Source organism: Actinomycetospora sp. TBRC 11914 (assembly GCF_012933465.1).
Taxonomy (GTDB): domain Bacteria; phylum Actinomycetota; class Actinomycetes; order Mycobacteriales; family Pseudonocardiaceae; genus Actinomycetospora.
Map to the genome: position 1 here is coordinate 134,276 of NZ_JABBND010000016.1, position 19,837 is coordinate 154,112.

Here is a 19,837-nt window from a genome sequence, read left to right on the forward strand (position 1 = left end):
GCAACGACCTCGGCGCTGCCGGTGACCGACAGTGTGCACACGGGTCGCCCGGGCGGGGCCGTGAGGGGGTGAGGGGTGGGACGACCGGAGCAGCGTGACGACGACGCCGGGCGGGACGGGGTGTCCGCCCGTTCCGCCGGACACGGGCTGATGACGGGCGCGGCGCTGACCCGCCCCGAAGGGGCGCCGCGCGAGACCGTCCTCGCGCTGGCGCGCGCCGCCGCCGCCCGTGCGACGCGGGTACCGCTCGCGGGCGCCGCCGGGCCGGCCGCCGACCTCACCGCGCTGGGCGACCTCGTGGCGCGCACGCGCGCGACGTCCGACCCCGCCACCCGCGCGGTGCTCCTCCGCGAGGCCGCCGCCGCGCACCTGGCCGTCCGGGGTGCCGGGTGCACCCCGGACGGCGTCGAGCCCACGGCCGCCACGGACGGGGCCGAGCGGCTCCTCGACGAGCTCGTCGGGCTCGTCGCCGAGCACGGGCTGACGCTCTTCGCGGTCGACGCCGAGGCCCTGCTGGCCCGGCGGGCGCTGCTCGCCGACGACGAGGAGTCCGCCCTCGCCGCCGCGACCCGGGCGCTCACGCAGCTCGACGAGCAGTCCGTCGTCGACGACGCCCCGACCCAGCGCGAGCACCGCGGCAACCTGCAGGACACCTACCGGCTCGTGGCGGCCACGCTCACCTCGCTGGGGCTCAACGAGGTCGCCCAGCCGCTGCTCACCCGCGCCCGCGTGATCGCCGAGGACGACGGCGACGTCCTCGCGGCCGCCCGCTGCGACCACGAGCACGTGCGGGTGCTCGTCTCCTGGGGCCTGCGCCTGCAGCGCGCCCGGCGCGACGGCCTGCCCCACCTCGACGACGCCGCCCGGCGGGCCGGCTCGCTGCACGCCGAGCCGGCGCTGCTCCCGCCGGACCACCGGCTGCTGCTGCGCGCGGCCGTTTCGCTCGCCCGGCGGCCGGCGGGCACCCCCGACGGCCACGGCCGCGTCCGGGCCCCCGAGGAGGTCGCGTCGCTCGCGCGCGGGGACGCGGAGGCCCTGGGGCCCGACGAGCGGGTGTGCCCGACGCTGGCCGACCACCTGCTCGGGCGCCTCGCCCGGGCGCGCGCCCTCGCCCTCGCCGACCGCGGCGACGAGGCGGCCGCGCTGCTCGACCGCGTCCGCGCCCGACGGCCTCGCGGTGAGCCGAACCTGCTGCTGGCGGTGAGCCGCGAGCTCGCCCACGTGATCGCCGACCGCCGGGGCACCGCGGGACTGGCGGCCCGGCGGGCGCTGCGCGACTACACGAGCGACCTCGAGCACGAGCTGTGGACCCTGCAGCGGGCCCGGGTGCTCTCGCTGACCACGCGCCTGGCGCACGAGCAGCTGCGCCGCGAGCACGGCGAGGCCACCGCCCAGGCGCGGACCGACCCGCTGACCGGGCTGCCGAACCGGCGCGCGCTCGACGACGTGCTCGCCGACCACCTCACGACGCTCGCGGGCCGCGGCGGGACGGCGCTCGCGATCGCCATGGTCGACGTCGACCGCTTCAAGACGATCAACGACCGGATGTCGCACGCCCACGGCGACCACGTGCTGCGCCAGGTCGCCGACACGCTGCGCCGCTGCCTGCGCGCCGACGACGTCGTCGCCCGGTACGGCGGCGACGAGTTCGTCGTGGTGCTGCCCGGCAGCTCCGAGATCGCCGCGCGCGCCGCCCTCGAGCGGGCCGCGCTCGCGGTGGCGGGCGTGCCGGTCGGGGACGGCTCGTGCGTGTCGCTCTCGATCGGGGTGGCCGGCACCGAGCACTCCGGGGTCACCCCGGGGACGCTGCTCGCCCGGGCGGACCGCGCGATGTACGAGGCCAAGCGGTCCGGGGGCGGGGCCGTCGTCCTCGACGCGGGGACCGACACCCCGGCGGAGGGCCTCGCCGTCGGCGGGTGACCTGGCGGTCAAACCCCGCGCACCGCCGGGCCGCCGCGGGTGGGACACTCGCGGTGCACTGTGCGTCCGACGTCGAACCCCGGGAGCGAGAAGAGCCGATGCCGTCGACCCCCACCGCGGTCGTCGTCCTCGCCGCGGGAGAGGGCACCCGCATGCGGTCGGCCACGCCCAAGGTCCTCCACCCGGTCGGCGGCCGCAGCCTGCTCGGGCACGCGCTCCACGCCGCCGCCGGGACCGACCCGGCCCACCTCGTCGTCGTCGTCGGGCACGGGCGCGAGGAGGTCGGCACCCACTGCCAGCAGGTCGGCGCCGAGCTGGGCCGCGCGGTCCGCACCGCCGTGCAGGACCGCCGGCGCGGGACCGGCCACGCGGTCGCGTGCGGGGTCGACGGGCTGCCGACGGACGCCACCGGCACCGTGCTCGTCTCCTACGGCGACGTCCCGCTGCTGGACGCGCCGACGCTGCGCGCGCTGGTCGCCGAGCACGACGACGCCGGGAACGCCGTCACCCTGCTGACCGCCGAGATGGACGACCCCACCGGCTACGGCCGCGTCGTGCGCGACGACGAGGGCGGCGTCACCGCCATCGTCGAGCAGGCCGACGCGTCGCTGCACCAGCTGGCGATCACCGAGGTCAACTCGGGGGTGTACGCCTTCGACCTCGCGGTCCTGCGCGCCGCCCTCGCCGGGCTGGGGACCGACAACGCCCAGGGCGAGCTCTACCTCACCGACGTCGTGGCCACCGCGCACCGCGACGGCCTCCGCGTCGGGGCCGTCGAGCTCGCCGACCCGTGGCTCGTCGCCGGGGTGAACGACCGGGTGCAGCTGGCCGCGATGGGCGCCGAGATCAACCGCCGGGTGCTCGAGCGCTGGATGCGGGCCGGCGTCACCGTCGTCGACCCCCGCTCGACGTGGGTCGACGTCGGGGTGCGCCTGGAGCGCGACGTGACGCTGCTGCCCGGCACGCAGCTGCACGGCACGACCAGCGTGGCCGAGGCGGCCACCGTCGGGCCGGACAGCACGCTGACCGACGTGGCCGTCGGCGCCCGGGCGAGCGTCGTGCGCACGCACGGCAGCAACTCCGTCGTCGGGCCCGAGACCTCGGTCGGCCCCTTCGCGTACCTGCGGCCCGGCGTCGAGCTGGCGGCCCGCGGCAAGATCGGGACGTTCGTCGAGGTCAAGAACTCGCGGATCGGGACCGGCAGCAAAGTGCCGCACCTGACCTACGTCGGCGACGCCACGATCGGCGAGAGCAGCAACATCGGTGCCTCCAGCGTGTTCGTGAACTACGACGGGGTGACCAAGCACCGCAGCGTCGTCGGCGACCACGTGCGCACCGGCAGCGACAACACGTTCGTGGCGCCGGTCACCATCGGGGACGGGGCCTACACGGGAGCGGGCACGGTGGTCCGCGAGGACGTACCGCCTGGTGCGCTCGCCGTGTCCTCGGGCCCGCAGCGGACGATCGAGGGCTGGGTGGCGCGCAAGCGACCGGGCACCGCGGCGGCCGACGCCGCGGCCCGGGCGGCGGGCCCGCCCGACGGGGGCTCAGCCGACGCAGGACGGGACGACGCGCCGCGCTCGTCCGACCGGCGCGACCAGGAGGAGCAGTGACCGTGAGCGCAGTGTCGTCGACCCCCAAGAAGAGCCTCATGCTCTTCTCCGGCCGGGCCCACCCCGAGCTGGCCGAGGAGGTCGCCAAGGAGCTCGACGTCACGATCACCCCGCAGGCGGCCTACGACTTCGCCAACGGCGAGATCTTCGTGCGGTTCGAGGAGTCGGTCCGCGGCTCCGACGCCTTCGTCATCCAGAGCCACACCGCGCCGATCAACCAGTGGCTCATGGAGCAGCTCATCATGATCGACGCCCTCAAGCGGGCGTCGGCCAAGCGGATCACCGCGGTCGTCCCGTTCTACGGGTACGCCCGGCAGGACAAGAAGCACCGCGGCCGCGAGCCGATCTCGGCGCGGCTGGTGGCCGACCTGCTCAAGACGGCCGGCGCGCACCGGATCATGACGATCGACCTGCACACCGACCAGATCCAGGGCTTCTTCGACGGCCCGGTCGACCACCTGCTCGCCAACAAGGTCCTCGCCGAGCACCTGCGCGACGCCTACGCCGGCGAGGACCTCGCCGTCGTCGCCCCCGACTCCGGCCGCGTGCGCGTCGCGGAGAAGTGGGCCGACATGATGGGCGGCGTCCCGCTGGCCTTCATCCACAAGAGCCGCGACAAGACCAAGCCGAACGAGGTCGTCGCCAACCGCGTGGTGGGCGAGGTCGAGGGCCGCTGCTGCATCCTCGTCGACGACATGATCGACACCGGCGGCACCATCGCGAAGGCCACCGAGGCGCTGCTCGCCGACGGTGCCAGCGACGTCGTCATCGCCGCCACGCACGGCGTGCTCTCCGGCCCCGCGGTCGAGCGGCTCTCGACGTGCGGGGCCCGCGAGGTCATCGTCACCAACACCTTGCCGATCCCCGACGAGAAGCGGTTCCCGCAGCTCACGGTGCTCTCGATCGCCCCGGTGATCGCCCGCGCGGTCCGCGAGGTGTTCGAGGACGGCTCGGTCACCAACCTGTTCGACGGCAACGCCTGAGGTTCTCGACGGCCCGCCACCCCTGGTCCGCACGAACGGCCGGTTCGTGACCTTCGATGGTCATGAACCGGCCGTTCGTGCGTCGGGCCGGGCCCGTCGCCGGCGTGGACGGGTGTCTCGGTAGACTCGGCGGCGATCCACTTCGGCGAGGGCGGCCGTTCGCACCGGTTGCCGTGATCGACGCGGTGGGCATCGCGGTGCGACACGCTCCGGGTGCCGGCCGAGCCCTCGCCGACCCGCACCACGCAGGAGAACCCCACCGTCATGGCCGACGTCAAGATCACCGCAGAGCCCCGCACCGAGTTCGGCAAGGGTGCGGCGCGCCGCACCCGGCGCGCGGGCCGCGTCCCCGCCGTCCTCTACGGCCACGGCACCGACCCGGTGCACCTCTCGTTCGACACCGTCGAGTTCGCCGCCGTGATGCGCGAGAACGGCCGCAACGCCGTCCTCACCGTCACCGGCGTCGGCTCCCAGCAGCTCGCGCTCACCAAGAGTGTGGTGCGCGACCCGATCAAGGGCTTCATCGAGCACGTCGACCTCGTGGTCGTCCGCCGCGGCGAGAAGGTCCAGGTCGACGTCCGGGTCGTCACCCTCGGCGAGGCCGCGTCCGGCACGCTGGTCTTCCAGAACGAGGACACGCTGACGATCGAGGCCGACGCGCTGAACATCCCCGAGGAGATCAGCGTCGTCATCGACGGGGCCGAGATCGGCACCCAGTTCCTCGCGGGCGACATCCGGCTGCCCGACGGCGCCGAGCTCGTCTCCGACCCGGAGCTCCTGGTCGTCAACGTCACCGAGGCGCCGACCGAGGAGGCCCTCGAGGAGGAGATCGACACCGAGGGCGCCGGCGTCGAGGAGGACGCGCCGGAGTCCGAGGACGGCGAGGGCTCCGAGCGGGGCGAGGGCTCCGAGGGCGGCGCGCCCGAGGACCCCGAGGCCGCCGCCGAGGGCGAGACCCCCGGCAAGGAGGACTGACGTGTCGGCTCCCGGGTCGCCCGGCACCGGCCCCGTCGTGGTCGCCGGGCTGGGCAACCCGGGGGCCGAGTACGAGGGGACCCGGCACAACGTCGGGTTCGCGGTCGCCGACGTGCTCGCCGGACGCGTCGGCGCCCGGTTCTCCGCGCACCGCAAGTCGGGCGCGGACGTCGCCGAGGGCCGCCTGGCCGGGCGCAAGGCGTACGTGGTCAAGCCGCGCGGCTACATGAACCTCTCCGGCGGCCCGGTCGCGAACGCGCTGCGCTTCTTCTCGGTGCCGGTCGACGACCTCGTCGTGGTGCACGACGACCTCGACCTCGAGTTCGGCGTCGTCCGGCTCAAGCGCTGCGGCGGGGAGGGCGGGCACAACGGCCTGCGCTCGATCTCGAAGTCCCTCGGCACCAAGGACTACCTGCGGGTGCGGTTCGGCATCGGCCGGCCGCCCGGGCGCCAGGACCCCGCCGACTACGTGCTCAAGCGGTGGACCTCGGCCGAGCGCCGGGAGCTGGACGTGTCGCTCGAGCTCGCCGCCGACGCCGTCGAGTCCCTGCTCACCGAGGGCCTGGAGGCGGCGCAGAACCGGGTGCACTAGGTGGCCTCCGGCCTTGTGAGCACTAATCCGTGCTATAGCACCGAAAAGTGCTCACATTCGAGAGGCATGGTGGCGCCGCCAACTGGCGGCTGCTCTGTTGTGAGCACTTTTCGGTGCTATAGCACGGATTAGTGCTCACATGCGCGAAGCGCACCTAGCCACCTCAGGTGGTCCGCCGCCCACTCGTGGTGCAGCGTCGGCAGGTGCTCGGCGAGCAGCTCGGCGGCCTCCGGGCCGACGCCCGTGTCGCGCCACCGGGCCGCCGCGGCCACCAGCGGTGACGCCGGGCCGCGGTGCTCCTCGACGTACCACCGCACCGCGTCGGCGTTGGCGCCCGCGCGCCCGGTGTGCAGCGTCGCGAGGAAGCGCACCGGGAAGAGGACGTTCTTGGTGACGGTGCGGGCGTCGGCGGACGCGAGGGCCGCCGGGTCGCGCAGCGTCGCGAGCCGGGCGTCGTCGTACCAGCCGATCGCGAAGCGGGCCCCGTCGAGCACCAGCTCCTCGTGCGACGGCGGCACCGCCCCGGCCCGGCGGTCCGTGCCCGCGAGCAGCCGGCCGTGCTCGAGGAGGTCCAGCCGGTCGATCGCCGGCAGGCGCACCCCGCCGGACGCGCCGGCCCGCACGTCGCGCCACCGGCCCCAGAACACCGAGAGCCGGTCGGCCGGCCCGGGCCCGCGGCGCCACCGCGTCAGCACGCGCACCGCCCGCATCCGCGCCCGCGACCACGGCCCGGCCGCGCGCACCACCAGCGCCAGGTCGACGTCGCTCACCCCGGGCGCGTAGCCCCCGTGCGCGAGGCTGCCGATCGCGTAGGCGGCCCGGAACCCGCGGCCGAAGAGCCGCCGGGCCCACCGGACGGCCTCGGTGAGCACGGCCTCGGCCTCGTCGGTGCCCGAAGGTTCAGTCGACACTGGCCTCGAGCCACGCCTCTTCGAGCTCGCCGCGCTCGGTCAGCAGCGCCCGCAGCTCGGCGTCGAGCGCCAGGAGGCGGCCGGGGTCGGTCGCGGCGTCGGCGAGCAGCGTGTGCAGCTCGGACTCCCGGGACTCCAGCCGTTCCAGGCGCCGCTCGATCCGCTGCGCCTCCTTCCGCGCCGCCCGCCTGTCGCCCTCGGAGCGCCCCGCCGGTACCGGGCGAGGGGAGGATCCGGTCGCTCTAGCCGCCTGAGGGGTCCCCTCGCGCACGGAGGTGGGGCGGGCGCCCAGAACGGCGTCCTGCTCATCGCGGCGGCGCAGGTACTCCTCGATCCCGCCGGGCAGGTCGGTGATGCGCCCGTCGCCGAAGAGGGCCACCACGCGGTCGCACACCCGCTCGGTGAGGTAGCGGTCGTGACTGACCAGCACCAGCGTGCCCGGCCAGCCGTCGAGCAGGTCCTCGAGCTGCTGGAGGGTGTCGACGTCGAGGTCGTTGGTGGGCTCGTCGAGCAGCAGCACGTTGGGCTCGGTCATGAGCAGGCGCACGAGCTGCAGCCGGCGCCGCTCCCCGCCGGAGAGGTCGGACACCGGCGTCCACTGCCGCGCCGGCGCGAACCCGAAGCGCTCGGCGAGCTGGGAGGCGGTCTGCTCGTAGCGCCCGATCGTCACGCGCTCCGCGATGTCCTCGACGGCCTGGAGGACGCGCCGGTGCATCGGCAGGTCGGACAGGTCCTGCGAGAGGTGCGCCATCCGCACCGTCGTGCCCTGCACCCGCCGGCCGTCGTCGAGCGGCCGCTCCCCCGCCACCGCCCGCAGCAGCGTCGTCTTCCCCGACCCGTTGATCCCGACGATGCCGATCCGGTCGCCGGGGCCGATGCGCCAGGTCTGGCGGTCGACGATCGTGCGGGGCGGGTCCGACGGCACGGTCAGCGTCGCGTCCTCGAGCTCGACGACGGTGCGTCCCAGCCGGTGCTTGGCCATCGTCACCAGCTCGACCGAGTCGCGGGGCTCGGGCACGTCGGCGATCAGCGCCTCGGCCGCCTCCACGCGGTAGCGCGGCTTCGACGTCCGCGCCTGCGGCCCGCGCCGCAACCACGCCAGCTCCTTGCGGGCGAGGTTGCGACGACGCTGCTCGGCGGCGTCCGCGAGCCGCGCCCGCTCCGCCCGGGCGAAGATCCAGTCGTTGTAGCCGCCCTCGTACTGCTCCACGTGCCCGTCCACGACCTCCCAGGTGCGGGACGCGACGGTGTCGAGGAACCACCGGTCGTGGGTCACGACGACGAGGGCGGTCCGCCGGGCGAGCAGGTGCTCGGCCAGCCACCGGACCCCCTCGACGTCGAGGTGGTTGGTCGGCTCGTCGAGCACGAGCAGGTCGAGCTCCTGCACGAGGGCCGCGGCGAGCGCGATGCGCTGCCGCTCCCCGCCCGAGAGCCCCTCCACCGACGCGTCCAGGCCGCGGTCCCCGCCGGGGCGCAGCCCCTCGACGACCGCCCGGGAGCGCGGGTCCGCGGCCCACTCGTGGTCGGGGACGTATCTCGGGGTCGAGCTCCGCTCCGCTTCGTCTCCCGACCATCCGAGGACGCTCTCCCGGACCGTGGCGCCGACCGGCTGCGACTGCTGGGTCACCGACGCCATCCGCAGCCCGCGCACCGGGCTGACGCGCCCGGCGTCGGGCTCGAGCCGCCCCGCGAGGATCGAGACCAGCGTCGACTTCCCCCCGCCGTTGCGCCCGACGACGCCGACGCGGTCGCCGGCGTCGACGCCGAGCGACACCCCGTCGAGCACGGGTCTCGGGCCGCCGAAGGAGATGGCGACGTTCTCGAGGTTGACGAGGTTGGGCACGGCTCTCCGGGGACGACGGGGTCAGGCGTACATGTTCGGGCCGGGGTCGGTGGTCGGGGGACCGCCGGGGCCGCGCGGCGGGCGGGCCGGGTCGCCGTCGATCACCCGCGCACCGGGCACCGGACCGTGGGCGACGCGCACCGTCCGGCACACCCCGGCCCCCGAGAGCTCCGCGGCCACCCGCACCGCGGCGGGCCCGTCGCCGCACAGGAAGACGCAGGTCGGGCCGGAGCCCGACACCACCCCGGCGAGCGCGCCTGCGGCCACCCCGGCGCGCAGGGTGCGGCGCAGGCCGGGGTCGAGGCTCACCGCGGCGGCCTGCAGGTCGTTGCCCAGCAGCAGCGCGAGGGAGCGGGCCTCGCCGGACGCGACGGCCTCGAGGACCGGTTCGACGCTGCCGAGGCGGCGGACGGGGGCCGTTCCGCTCCCGTTCGCCCCGGCCGCGGCCCGGAGCCGGTCGAGCTCGCCGAACACCGACGGCGTCGAGAGCCCGTGGTCCTGCAGCGCGATCACCCAGTGGAACGTGTGCCGGGAGAGCACCGGGACGAGGTTCTCGCCGCGGCCGGTCCCGAGCGCCGTCCCGCCGTGCAGGGCGAACGCCACGTCGCTGCCGACCGTCGCCGCGATCTCCATGAGCGCCTCGCGGCCGAGGTCGAGCCGCCAGAGCGAGGCCAGCGCGAGCAGGGTGCCGGCCGCGTCGGCGCTGCCGCCGGCCATGCCGCCCGCCACCGGGATCGCCTTGCGGAGCCCGATCCGGACGTCCGGTTCCCGCCCCACGGCCTCCGCGAGCGCGACGGCGGCCTTCCACGCCAGGTTGGAGGCGTCGACCGGGACGGCCGCCCGGTCGGCCTCGGTGACGTCGCCGAGCAGCTCCACGCCGGGGGCGCCGGCGCCGATCGTCGCGAGCCGGTCCCGGGGGCCGTTCGCGCGGGCGGTGTGGGCGGAGACGACGGAGACCTCGTCGAACAGGTTGAGGGCCTGGAACACGGTCACGAGGTCGTGGTAGCCGTCCGGGCGGGTGTCCCCCACCGCGAGGTGGAGGTTGATCTTGGCCGGGACGCGGACGGTCACCGGGGGCCCGACGGCGGAGAGCACCCGTCCAGGGTAATGACCACCGCCGTGGTGCCCGGACGGCGAGGTGTCAGGGTGTGGCGGCGATCGCCGCGAAGGTCCCGATGTCGAGCTGCTCGCCCCGCTGTGCGGGGTCGACACCCGCGGCCCGCAGCCGCTCCTCGGCCCGGGCGGGCGAGCCGGCCCAGCCCGCGAGGGCGCCCCGCAGCGACTTGCGGCGCTGGGCGAACGCGGCGTCGACGACGGCGAAGGTGGCACGGCGGGCCGCCTCGTCACCGAGGTCGCCGTCGGGACGGCGGGTGAAGGCCACCAGCGCGGAGTCGACGCCGGGCACGGGCCAGAACACCCCGCGCGGCACCGGGCCGGCCCGGCGGGCCTCGGCGTACCACGCGAGCTTCGCGCTCGGCGCCCCGTAGGCCCGCTCGCCCGGGCGGGCGGCCAACCGGTCGGCGACCTCGGACTGCACCATCACCAGCCCGCGGCGCAGCGCGGGCAGCTCGGCGAGCAGGTGCAGCACGACGGGCACGGCGACGTTGTAGGGCAGGTTGGCGACGAGGGCCGAGGGAGCCGTTCCCGTCGGGGACGCGGGCAGGTCGGCCGGGCGGAGCCGCAGGGCGTCGGCGGTGACGGCGTGCAGGACCCGTCCGGGCGCCCGCTCGGCCGCCGTCGCGGGCAGCCGCGCGGCGAGGACGGGGTCGACCTCGACGGCGACCACGGACCCGTCGGGACCCACCGCGTCGAGCAGGGCCAGCGTGAGCGACCCGAGGCCGGGACCGACCTCGAGCACCGTCTCGCCGGGCTCGACGTCGGCGAGGCGCACGATGCGGCGCACGGTGTTGGCGTCGTGGACGAAGTTCTGGCCGAGCTTCTTCGTCGGCCGCACCCCGAGCTCGTCGGCCAGGGCGCGGACGTCGGAGGCGCCGAACAGACGCACGGGCCCCGGGATCACGTCGTCCATGATCCCAGGGCCCGTGGTGTGCTCCTGCGGGTGCGTCAGCCCTTCGAGCCGCAGACCGGCCAGGCGCCGTAGCCGCCGCGCGAGTCGCGGACCTTCTCCGCGACCGCGATCTGCTCGGCCTTCGAGGCCAGGTCCGGCCGCGGGGCGTACTGGCTGCCGCCGAAGGCGTTCCAGGTCTGCTTGTCGAACTGGATGCCGCCGTAGTAGCCGTTGCCGGTGTTGATCGACCAGTCGCCGCCGGACTCGCACTTGGCGATGGCGTCCCACTTGCTGGTGTCGCCGATGGCCGGCTGGGCCTTCTTGGTGCCCTTGTGGATCACCCCGCCGACGGCGGCCTTGGTGACGGTGGCCGGGCCGAGCGCGGTGCGCCCGACCTCCTTGCCGTTGCTGGTGCTCACCGAGAAGTTCTGCACCTGCTCGCCGGCCTGGCCGGGCTGGACCACCTTCGTCGTGCCCGCGTTCATCGTCGGGTCGCTGACGGTCTGCATCGGCGGCGCGATCGGCGAGGTCTCGCTGACCTGGGTCACCGCGTTGCGGGTGATCGAGATCGTGGCGCCGTTGACGAGGCCGTTGGGCCCGAGCGGAGCGATCGTGTCGGCCGCGCCCATCCCCACACCGTGCTGGGAGAGGAACTGCTGGACCGAGGTGGCGGTCGTCGTCAGCGTCTGCGGCGCGCCGGCACCGTCGATGAACGTCACCGTCTTCGGCAGCTGGACCGAGAGGTTCATCCCGTCCGCGGGGATGAGCGAGCCGGTCGGCACCGAGGACGCGAGCCCGGCCGGCAGGCCGATCTGCGCGAGGGCCTGCCCGACGGTGCTGGCCGTCGTCGTGATGGTCTGCGGCTTGCCGTCGACCATGAGGTTGACCTGCCGCGAGTGGTTCACGACGAGGTGGTCGCCGTCGTGGATCGCGGCAGTCGGCGACGGGGACATCTGGTCGTTCGGGCCGACCTCGATGTCGCCGGAGGAGAGCGCGCCCTCGACGGTGCCGGAGAAGGTGTGCACGGTCTGGTCGACGCCGTCGACGGTGACCGTGACCTCCTTGTCCATCGCGACCGCGGTGCTGCCCCCGGCAGCCACCGCGATCAGCGCCGCGGCGACGCCGCCCTTGACGGCCAGCGAGTAGCGGCCGGTGTCGGTGAGGTCGCGCTCGCGGTAAGTCTCCGGGTCGAGCCCGGCCGGGGCCGGGGCGCCCTCGGGCGCGAGGGCGGTGTCCGTACCGCCGGCGAGCCCGGTGCGCTGCTCGAGGTCGTTCCAGTCGTCGAGGTCGGGGAGCGCGTAGGCGCTCTCGGCGTCGACGGTGCCCGTCCCCCCGGCGCCGTTCGCGGAGCCGGGACCTGCCCAGCCCGGCCCCGCGACCGGCAGCGGGCCGGTGATGTCATCGGCCCAGGTGGGGAGCGGACCAGTCCGGTTCTCGCGGAGGTCGGCGACGGTGGTGCCGTGGCGGCGCGCCTGCCACTCGGCGGTGCTGGCGTCGAGGCCGTCCCAGCCGTCGTCGGTCCAGCGGTTCTCGAGGTCGTCGAACCAGCCGGCGTCGGCCGTGGTGGTCGCGCCGGTGGTCCCGCGCTCGGTGTCGGCGCTCATCGGGTGACCGCCACGCACGCGAGGCCGGTCAGGGAGCGGCGGAACGGGGAGCGTGCCGCTGGGGAGCAGAGCAGAGCCACGAAGGAATCCACATCGTCCGTACCTCCGGGCAGGGACCGCGTCCGGGGGAGCGACCGGCGGGCCCCTGGGGGAGGTCCGATCCGGTCCCGGACGCCGGGGGTGGTCCCATCCCGGCGAGTCACAGCACGGTAACGACCCGGGTGTCAGGACCATCAAGCCGACACGAACGTGGTGCGCCGAGCGGCAGGCCCGCCACGACGAACGCGTTCACCGGACGCACATTCGGGTCACGCTCGGTCACGGTTGAGGCTGCTCGGCCAGTCGGAAGGTCCGCTGGGCGTTCCGGGTGGCGGCGGCGGCGAGCTCGTCCACCGGTTGGTCGCGGAGCTCCGCGAGATCTCGCACCGTGTGGGGGACGCAGTAGGGCTCGTTCGGCCGACCGCGGTACGGGTGCGGTGTCAGGAACGGGGCGTCGGTCTCGGTCAGCACGAGGTCCTCGGGGGCCTCCGCGGCCGCTCTCCGTAGCTCGGCGGCGTTCGCGTTGCGGAAGGTGGCCGTCCCGGAGAACGACATCAGCCAGCCCTCGTCGGCGCAGACGCGGGCGAGGTCGGGCCCGCCGGAGAAGCAGTGGAAGACCACCGTCCCGGGCGCCCCCTCGGCCCGCAGGACGTCGACGATGGCGTCGTGGGCGTCCCGGTCGTGGACCACCAGCGGCAGCCCGGTGCGCCGGGCGAGGTCGATGTGCCAGGCGAAGGCCTCCCGCTGGACGTCCAGCGGCGCGCAGTCGTCCCGGCGGGTGGTCCAGTAGTCGTCGAGGCCGGACTCGCCGATCGCGACGACCCGGGGCCGGGCGGCCAGGGCCTCGATCTCGGCGCGCGCGGCGTCGTCGAGGTCGCGACTGCGGGTGGGGTGCAGCCCGACGGCGGCGAACACCCGGGGGTCCTTCCCGGCGGTGTCCGCCGCCCAGCGCGCGGAGACGAGGTCGTCCGCCGTCGTCACCATCGCCGTGACGCCGGCCGTCGTGGCGCGGTCGAGGACCGCGGCCAGGATGTCCGGGTCGGTCGCCCCGCAGGCGTCGAGGTGGGTGTGGCTGTCGACCACGCCCCCCGGGATCGGCTCCGGGACCGGCGGCGGGACGGCGTGCTTGCTACCCATCGTGGTGGATGGGTGCCCAGGACGGCCCCGTCTCCCCCAGCGAGGTGTCGAGCTTCGCGAACAGCGGCGTGGGGCGCGCGAGCGGCCGCCCGACCGGGACCGGCGTGGACTCCCAGCGGGCCTGCTCGTGCGCGTAGTCGCCGGTGAGGACGCTGTGGGTCGTGCCCAGGCCCGTCGTCCCGGCGTCCTGCCGCTCCGGCTGCGCCGCCCAGACCCCGGTGCCGCCGAGGGCCTCGTGGACCTTCTGCGCGGCGTGGGGCAGGAACGGCGTCAGCAGCGTGTTGGCGTCCTGCACCACCTGCAGCGCGGTGTGCAGGATCGTGTCGCGCCGCGCCACCTTCTCAGCATCGTCCTTCAGCTTCCAGGGCTCCTGCTGGGAGAGATAGGCGTTGGCCGCGCCCACCACGCGCATCGCCTCGCCCGAGGCGGCCTTGAACCGGGAGCGCTGCAGGTGGGCGCCCACGGTGGAGAACGCGGCCCGGGACTGCGCGAGCAGCTCGGCGTCGGCGGCCTCGGGCCGGGTGGGCTCGGGGATCGCGCCGACGTTCTTGGCCGCCAGCGAGATCGAGCGGTTGACGAGGTTGCCCCACTCGTTGGCCAGCTCGAAGTTGGTGCGGCGGACGAACTCGTCCCAGGTGAAGTCGGTGTCCTGGTTCTCGGGCCCGGCGACCGCGATGAAGTACCGCAGCGCGTCCGGACCGAACTCGCGCAGGAAGTCCCCGACGTAGATGACGGTGCCGCGGCTCGTCGAGAACTTCGACCCGGACATCGTCAGGAACTCGCTGGAGACGACCTCCGTCGGGAGGTTCAGCGTCCCGAAGACGCCGGGCTCGCCGCCCTTGTCGCCCGCCCCGTTCTGGCCGAGCAGCATCGCGGGCCAGATGAGCGAGTGGAAGACGATGTTGTCCTTGCCCATGAAGTAGTAGGCGCTCGCCTGCGGGTCGCACCACCACTCCTTCCAGGCGTCGGGCCGCCCGGAGCGCTCGGCCCACTCGACGGAGGCCGACAGGTAGCCGACGACCGCGTCGAACCAGACGTAGAAGCGCTTCATCGGCGCGTCGCGCCAGCCGTCGAGGGGGACCTTGACGCCCCAGTCGAGGTCCCGCGTGATCGCCCGGGGGCGCAGGTCCTCGAGCAGGTTGCGGCTGAAGTTCAGGACGTTCGGCCGCCAGTTCGTGCGGGTGTCGAGCCAGGCGGAGAGGGACTGGGAGAACGCCGGGAGGTCGAGCATGAGGTGCTCGGTCTCGCGGAACTCCGGGATCTCGCCGTTGATGCGGCTGCGAGGGTTGCCCAGGTCGGCCGGGTCGAGCTGGTTCCCGCAGTTGTCGCACTGGTCGCCGCGCGCGTTCGGGTAGCCGCAGATCGGGCACGTGCCCTCGATGTAGCGGTCGGGCAGCGTGCGGCCGGTGGACGGGCTGATCGCCCCGAGGGTCTTCTCGCCGAAGACGTACCCGTTGCGGTGCAGCGCCGTGAACAGGTCCTGGACGACGCGGTGGTGGTTGTCGGTGCTCGTGCGGGTGAAGAGGTCGTAGGAGAGCCCGAGGCCCACCAGGTCGTCCTGGATCACGCGGGAGTAGCGGTCGACGAGCTCGCGGGGAGTGGTGCCCTCGGCGTCGGCCTGGACCTGGATGGGCGTGCCGTGCTCGTCGGTGCCCGAGACCATGAGCACCCGGTTGCCGACCATCCGCTGGTAGCGGGAGAAGACGTCGGAGGGCACACCGAAGCCGGACACGTGGCCGATGTGCCGGGGGCCGTTCGCGTAGGGCCACGCGACGGCGGTCAGCACGGACTCGCTCATGGTGTCCATCATCCCGGTCACGTCGAGGTGCTCCCGCACGGGCTCGTGCGCCTCGCCACGGCCGGGCGCGAGGGGAACCCTCGTGCGGATAGAGCGGCCGAATCTTCCCCTCGCACGGGACGGCAGTTCGGCGCGAGGGGAGGAAACGGTCGCTCTTGGCTGCCGAGGGGTCCCCTCGCGCGGGGAGGCACGCGGGGAGGCACGGGAGGACGACGGCCGACCGCGCTACATCGCGCCGAACTGCCGGTCCCCCGCGTCGCCGAGCCCCGGGACGATGTAGCCGAACTCGTTGAGCCGGTCGTCCACGGTCGCGGTCACCACCCGCACCGTCGGGTGCTGGTCCCCGAGGCGGGCCACGCCCTCCGGGGCCGCGACCACGCACACCGCGGTGACGTCGTCCGCGCCGCGCGCGGCGAGCAGGTCGATGGTGTGGGCCATCGAGCCGCCGGTGGCGAGCATCGGGTCGAGGACGAGGACCGGGCGGCCGGCGAGGTCGGCGGGCAGGGACTCCATGTACGGCGTGGGCTGCAGCGTCTCCTCGTCGCGGGCGACGCCGACGAAGCCCATGAGCGCGCCGGGCACCTGGGCGTGGGCCGCCTCGGCCATCCCCAGGCCGGCGCGCAGCACCGGGACGAGGACCGGCGGCGCCGCGAGCTCGGCGCCCACGGTGTCGGCGACGGGGGTGGTGATCGGGTACTCGGTCACGGGCGCGTCCCGCAGGGCCTCGTAGACGAGCATCGTCGTGAGGTCGGCGACGGCGCCGCGGAACGCGGGGCGGTCGGTCCGGGAGTCGCGCAGGGTGGTCAGCCGAGCCCGGGCGAGCGGATGGTCGACGACGAGCAGCATGTCGGCGGAACCTAGCGGCCCGCGTCGTCTGGCACGCTGCGGCCGTGTTCGACGATGCCTATCGCTCCGGTCACGCCCGTGTCGCCGCGCTGGTGGCGGGGCTCGGTGAGGCCGACCTGGCGCGGACGGTGCCGGCGTGCCCGGAGTGGACGGTGCACGACCTCGTCGCCCACCTCGCCGGGACAGCCGCCGACGTCGCGGCCCGCCACACCGCGGGGATGCCCGGGCCCGCCTGGGCCGCGGCGCAGATCACCCGGCGGGCCGGCCGGACGGTGGCGGAGCTGCTCGCCGAGTGGGACGAGCACGCGGCCGCCACGGCGGCGGCGATCGAGGACCGGCGCGTCCCGGCCCGCGTCCTGCACGACCTGCTGGTGCACGAGGGCGACCTCGTGGAGGCGCTCGGCGCCGAGCAGCCGCCGTGGGACGGCTGGGCGGGTGCCGCGCGGCTCGTCGTGCGCCAGGTGGTGCGTGGGATCCGCGGGCCCCACAGCCTCGTCGTGCGCTCGGCGGGCACCGAGTGGCGCAGTCCCGACGACGCCGGCGAGCGCCGGGGCGCGTCGGCGGCGCCCGCCGCGCAGCGCAGCACGGTGACGGTCGACTTCTACGAGCTCTACCGGGGCCTGCACAGCCGGCGCAGCCGCGCCCAGATGCGCGGATGGCAGTGGGACGGGAGCCCGGAACCGTGGGTGGACGCCCTGCCGATGTTCGGTCCGCGCGATGACGAACAACCGGTGCCCGCGCCCGGCTGAGAACCGTTCCCGACATCGCGGGAATGGCAGCGAAAAAGCCGGTGTCCCGATCCGGCGATGACCGGACCGGGACACCGGCTTCGTCCGTGCGCGCCTGGTGTCAGACCGTCGGGAAGGTCGGCAGCTCGCCCGAGCCGCCGAAGTCCGGGAACTCGGGCAGCTCGCCCCCGGGGAGCGTGAACCCGGTGTCGCCGATGCCGACCGAGATGCCGTTCAGGAGGTGGTTGTCGTTGGCCACGTCGCAGACGTTGACCGGGATGGCGCCGTTGTCGCCGCCGAGGACGTCGATCGGGCCGCGACCCTCGGTCTTCTGGGACTGCTTCACGACGTTCGTGCAGCTGCCGTTGTGCTGGTACGAGTGCTTGCCGTGGGAGTCGTCGCCGTGGTGGGAGGTGTTGGCGAAGGCCGCGCCCGACATCGAGGCCAGGCCGGCCCCCGCGATCGCGACGGTGACGGCGGACTTGCGGAGCATGCTCATGTTCTTCCTGTTCCCCCGATGGGCAGTGACGTCGACCGTGGGCGCGGAATGGTCCCGACCCGGCGGACACACAACCAACGGGAAGTTCTCCGGGGAGGTCACGGGGAAATCACGATGATCGCCCGTTCGTGAATTTCTCTAGAAAGCGACCGCATAGCCGGAACGCGTTGTCGAACGCATTCCACGAAAGAGTCGGGGAGCGGGCCGTCTCATCGACCCCGGACGTGCGACGGCCGGATCACCAGCGCGTCACGCGGACGCGCCGTGATCCGGCCGGCGACGGTCGGCGAGATCAGGGAATGATGCCGTCGAGCGCCGAGACGCTGATGTCGTTCAGCACGTGGTTGTCGTTCAGCACGTGGCAGACGTTGACCGGCACGGCCACGTTGTCGCCACCGGCGACGCTGGCGAGGGAGAACCCGCCGCCCTTGGTCGCGCTCTTCTGGTCGACGGCGTTGAGGCAGCTCGTCGAGCCGCCGTGCGAGTCGTCGTGGCCGTGGCCGTGGCCGCTCTGGGTCGCCATCGCGACGCCGGACGTGGAGGCGAGCCCGGCGCCGAGAACGACGACGCCGACGGCGGCCCTACGGATCTTCGACATGAATCCCCCGATGCAGTGTCGAGTACGGGTCCGGACCGGGATGGCTCCCAGCGTCCGGTTGGTGACACCGCCTCAACGCCCTCAGCGGAACGCGGGTCACGGGACCGTCACGACGTTCGCCCGTTCGGGGACGACGGGCGTGGACGACGACGGCCGGCCCCGGGGCCTCCCACGAGGGGAGGCCGGGGCCGGCCGTGGTGTCGGAGCAGGAACTCAGAGGACCTTGAGGTGGTTGTCGTTGAGCACGTTGTTGTGCGACAGCACGTCGCAGACGTTGAGCCCGATCGCGCCCTGGGCGTCGTTGAGCAGCCCGCCGACGTTCTTCGAGCTGCCGGTCTCGCCCTGGAAGCTGTTGGAGCAGCCCGACGAGTCCTTCGACGCGTGCCACGAGTGGTGGTGCGACGAGGAGGAGTGGCTCTGGTGGTCGCCGCCGTTGCCGCCGTCGCCGGGGTCGTCGCCCGCGAACGCGGCGCCCGCGGTCGAGGCCAGACCGGCGCCGATGATCGCGGTGGTCAGCACGGTCTTACGGATCATGGACACGCTGCGCTTCTTTCTCCTGCTCGCGATAGATGGGTGGTGCTGCCGCCCGTGTCGGGCGGGGCCGCCCCGCCGGCCGGACCTGGGAGGGGTCCGGCCGGCGTGGCGAGCGCTCGAACGTCAGGTCGACGTGCTCCCCGCCACCACGTCCCGGCATCCGGGGGTCGCCGGGGCCTGGTGGCTCGGGGGTCGACCGACGGCGTCGATCAGAGGCCGCCGAGGAGGTCGATCGAGTTGCCGTTCGCGATGTTGTTGTGCGACAGGACGTCGCAGACGTTCGCGCCGATCGCGCCCTGGCTGTCGTTCAGGGCCCCGATGAAGTTCTTCGAGTTGCCGGTCTTGCCCTGGAACGAGTTGCTGCAGCCGCTGCTGCTGCTCTTGTGCTCGCTCTTGTGGCTGTCGTGGCCGCAGTCGGTGGCGAACGCCGAGCCGGCGGTCGTCGCGAGGCCCGCGCCGATGATGGCGGTCGTCAGGACGGTCTTGCGGAAGGTCGACACGCTTACTCCCCTGTGGTCGATCGCGCGATCGGGTCGGATCGCACTGTGCGTCGGTCGCGGCGCACGGGCGGCGGCACGACTCGGTGACATCAACGCCTCGATCGAGTGAAGGTCACGGTCGGGTCGCGGAGTTTGCGTCACCGGCCGACGGAATCGACGCTGAGCAGGAGAAATACGGCAGAGGACCACCCGTTCGGAGCAGTGGGCCGGCCCCGGACACACGAACGGGTCGGTGCACCGGGACGAGGAGTCCCGGCCGCACCGACCCGTGGTGGGGCGTCGGAGCTGCGCTCAGCCCACGCCGCCGGGCAGCTCGGGCGCCGTCGGCGGCGCGGGCAGCGTGGTGGTGCTCCCGCCGACGCGCAGGGTGTTGCCGTTGAGGACGTTGTTGTGGCTCAGCACGTCGCAGACGTTCAGCCCGATCGCGCCCTGGCTGTCGTTGAGGAGGCTGAAGGCGTTCGCCGAGTCGCCGGTCTCGCCGACGAAGGAGTTGCTGCAGCCGCCGCCGGCGGAGTGCGAGGACTTCTCGTGGCCGCCGTGGCTCTCGTGCTGGCTGTCGTGCGCGAGCGCGGAGCCGGCGGTGGAGGCGAGGCCCGCGCCGATGATCGCGGTCGTGAGGACGGTCTTGCGGAAGGTCGACACCTGGGTACCCCCTGATCGGTGGCGCGCGGCCGAATCCACCGCACGCTGCGTCGGTCGGACGCAGTGG

General features: G+C 74.3%; 19 protein-coding genes. 6 read left to right on the forward strand and 13 right to left on the reverse strand.

The window, feature by feature from the left end; translation table 11 throughout:
- The first annotated feature begins 75 nt into the window (after positions 1–75).
- From HH311_RS22555 to pth, 5 genes are all read left to right on the forward strand, one after another.
- Positions 76–1,920: a GGDEF domain-containing protein gene (locus HH311_RS22555; RefSeq protein ID WP_169185935.1), complete on the forward strand. Its 1,845-nt coding sequence runs from the start codon at positions 76–78 to the stop codon at positions 1,918–1,920.
- Positions 1,921–2,018: 98 nt separating this feature from the next.
- Entirely contained in the window at positions 2,019–3,533 is a 1,515-nt protein-coding gene (gene glmU, locus HH311_RS22560) for a bifunctional UDP-N-acetylglucosamine diphosphorylase/glucosamine-1-phosphate N-acetyltransferase GlmU (protein WP_248292918.1), read from the forward strand.
- Positions 3,534–3,535: 2 nt separating this feature from the next.
- The gene (locus tag HH311_RS22565; RefSeq protein WP_312030331.1) at positions 3,536–4,516 is read left to right on the forward strand and encodes a ribose-phosphate diphosphokinase; all 981 of its coding nucleotides are present in this window, start codon (positions 3,536–3,538) and stop codon (positions 4,514–4,516) included.
- A 264-nt stretch (positions 4,517–4,780) separates the two neighbouring features.
- Positions 4,781–5,491, forward strand: coding sequence for a 50S ribosomal protein L25/general stress protein Ctc (locus HH311_RS22570; protein ID WP_169185983.1), 711 nt, complete (start codon positions 4,781–4,783; stop codon positions 5,489–5,491).
- A gap of 1 nt (position 5,492) precedes the next feature.
- Entirely contained in the window at positions 5,493–6,083 is a 591-nt protein-coding gene (gene pth / locus HH311_RS22575; protein WP_169185937.1) for an aminoacyl-tRNA hydrolase, read from the forward strand.
- Positions 6,084–6,211: 128 nt separating this feature from the next.
- Here the strand turns inward: pth and HH311_RS22580 are convergent, their stop codons facing one another.
- From HH311_RS22580 to upp, 8 genes are all read right to left on the reverse strand, one after another.
- Complete coding sequence (locus HH311_RS22580; protein WP_169185938.1) at positions 6,212–6,994, reverse strand: hypothetical protein; 783 nt, start codon at positions 6,992–6,994, stop codon at positions 6,212–6,214.
- Positions 6,984–8,837: an ABC-F family ATP-binding cassette domain-containing protein gene (locus tag HH311_RS22585; RefSeq protein ID WP_169185939.1), complete on the reverse strand. Its 1,854-nt coding sequence runs from the start codon at positions 8,835–8,837 to the stop codon at positions 6,984–6,986. Before HH311_RS22585 ends, HH311_RS22580 begins: the two co-directional genes overlap by 11 nt.
- Before the next feature lie 21 nt (positions 8,838–8,858).
- A complete protein-coding gene (locus HH311_RS22590; RefSeq protein ID WP_169185940.1) occupies positions 8,859–9,932 on the reverse strand; it encodes a 4-(cytidine 5'-diphospho)-2-C-methyl-D-erythritol kinase in 1,074 nt (357 codons plus the stop codon).
- A 46-nt stretch (positions 9,933–9,978) separates the two neighbouring features.
- Positions 9,979–10,857 (reverse strand): 16S rRNA (adenine(1518)-N(6)/adenine(1519)-N(6))-dimethyltransferase RsmA, encoded by an 879-nt coding sequence (gene rsmA / locus HH311_RS22595; RefSeq protein WP_312030332.1) that lies wholly within the window; start codon positions 10,855–10,857, stop codon positions 9,979–9,981.
- 44 nt (positions 10,858–10,901) lie between these two features.
- The gene (locus HH311_RS32815) at positions 10,902–12,449 is read right to left on the reverse strand and encodes a resuscitation-promoting factor (RefSeq protein WP_169185942.1); all 1,548 of its coding nucleotides are present in this window, start codon (positions 12,447–12,449) and stop codon (positions 10,902–10,904) included.
- A gap of 318 nt (positions 12,450–12,767) precedes the next feature.
- Positions 12,768–13,625 carry a TatD family hydrolase gene (locus tag HH311_RS22605; RefSeq protein WP_169185943.1) on the reverse strand — a complete coding sequence of 286 codons (858 nt, stop codon included), beginning with the start codon at positions 13,623–13,625 and terminating at the stop codon, positions 12,768–12,770.
- Positions 13,618–15,423 carry a methionine--tRNA ligase gene (gene metG, locus HH311_RS22610; RefSeq protein WP_211190638.1) on the reverse strand — a complete coding sequence of 602 codons (1,806 nt, stop codon included), beginning with the start codon at positions 15,421–15,423 and terminating at the stop codon, positions 13,618–13,620. The genes HH311_RS22605 and metG overlap by 8 nt, the downstream gene beginning before the upstream one ends.
- Before the next feature lie 225 nt (positions 15,424–15,648).
- On the reverse strand, positions 15,649–16,269 hold the full coding sequence (gene upp, locus HH311_RS22615) for a uracil phosphoribosyltransferase (protein ID WP_169185944.1): 621 nt from the start codon (positions 16,267–16,269) through the stop codon (positions 15,649–15,651).
- 44 nt (positions 16,270–16,313) lie between these two features.
- On the opposite strand from upp, the gene HH311_RS22620 reads away from it, so the two are divergent.
- The gene (locus HH311_RS22620; RefSeq protein WP_169185945.1) at positions 16,314–17,018 is read left to right on the forward strand and encodes a maleylpyruvate isomerase family mycothiol-dependent enzyme; all 705 of its coding nucleotides are present in this window, start codon (positions 16,314–16,316) and stop codon (positions 17,016–17,018) included.
- A 100-nt stretch (positions 17,019–17,118) separates the two neighbouring features.
- Here the strand turns inward: HH311_RS22620 and HH311_RS22625 are convergent, their stop codons facing one another.
- The 5 genes from HH311_RS22625 to HH311_RS22645 form a co-directional block, all read right to left on the reverse strand.
- The gene (locus HH311_RS22625; protein ID WP_169185946.1) at positions 17,119–17,490 is read right to left on the reverse strand and encodes a hypothetical protein; all 372 of its coding nucleotides are present in this window, start codon (positions 17,488–17,490) and stop codon (positions 17,119–17,121) included.
- 298 nt (positions 17,491–17,788) lie between these two features.
- Positions 17,789–18,094, reverse strand: coding sequence for a hypothetical protein (locus HH311_RS22630; RefSeq protein WP_169185947.1), 306 nt, complete (start codon positions 18,092–18,094; stop codon positions 17,789–17,791).
- 213 nt (positions 18,095–18,307) lie between these two features.
- The gene (locus HH311_RS22635; protein ID WP_169185948.1) at positions 18,308–18,634 is read right to left on the reverse strand and encodes a hypothetical protein; all 327 of its coding nucleotides are present in this window, start codon (positions 18,632–18,634) and stop codon (positions 18,308–18,310) included.
- Positions 18,635–18,837: 203 nt separating this feature from the next.
- Positions 18,838–19,128, reverse strand: coding sequence for a hypothetical protein (locus tag HH311_RS22640; RefSeq protein WP_169185949.1), 291 nt, complete (start codon positions 19,126–19,128; stop codon positions 18,838–18,840).
- 291 nt (positions 19,129–19,419) lie between these two features.
- Positions 19,420–19,770 (reverse strand): hypothetical protein, encoded by a 351-nt coding sequence (locus tag HH311_RS22645; RefSeq protein WP_169185950.1) that lies wholly within the window; start codon positions 19,768–19,770, stop codon positions 19,420–19,422.
- Positions 19,771–19,837: the final 67 nt, after the last annotated feature.

Excerpts from the sequence above, each read along its gene's own strand:
- glmU (WP_248292918.1), top strand. The coding sequence starts at position 2,019 with ATGCCGTCGACCCCCACCGCGGTCGTCGTCCTCGCCGCGGGAGAGGGC.
- HH311_RS32815 (WP_169185942.1), bottom strand. The coding sequence starts at position 12,449 with ATGAGCGCCGACACCGAGCGCGGGACCACCGGCGCGACCACCACGGCC.
- HH311_RS22570 (WP_169185983.1), top strand. The coding sequence starts at position 4,781 with ATGGCCGACGTCAAGATCACCGCAGAGCCCCGCACCGAGTTCGGCAAG.
- HH311_RS22605 (WP_169185943.1), bottom strand. The coding sequence starts at position 13,625 with ATGGGTAGCAAGCACGCCGTCCCGCCGCCGGTCCCGGAGCCGATCCCG.
- upp (WP_169185944.1), bottom strand. The coding sequence starts at position 16,269 with ATGCTGCTCGTCGTCGACCATCCGCTCGCCCGGGCTCGGCTGACCACC.
- HH311_RS22630 (WP_169185947.1), bottom strand. The coding sequence starts at position 18,094 with ATGTCGAAGATCCGTAGGGCCGCCGTCGGCGTCGTCGTTCTCGGCGCC.
- metG (WP_211190638.1), bottom strand. The coding sequence starts at position 15,423 with ATGAGCGAGTCCGTGCTGACCGCCGTCGCGTGGCCCTACGCGAACGGC.
- HH311_RS22625 (WP_169185946.1), bottom strand. The coding sequence starts at position 17,490 with ATGCTCCGCAAGTCCGCCGTCACCGTCGCGATCGCGGGGGCCGGCCTG.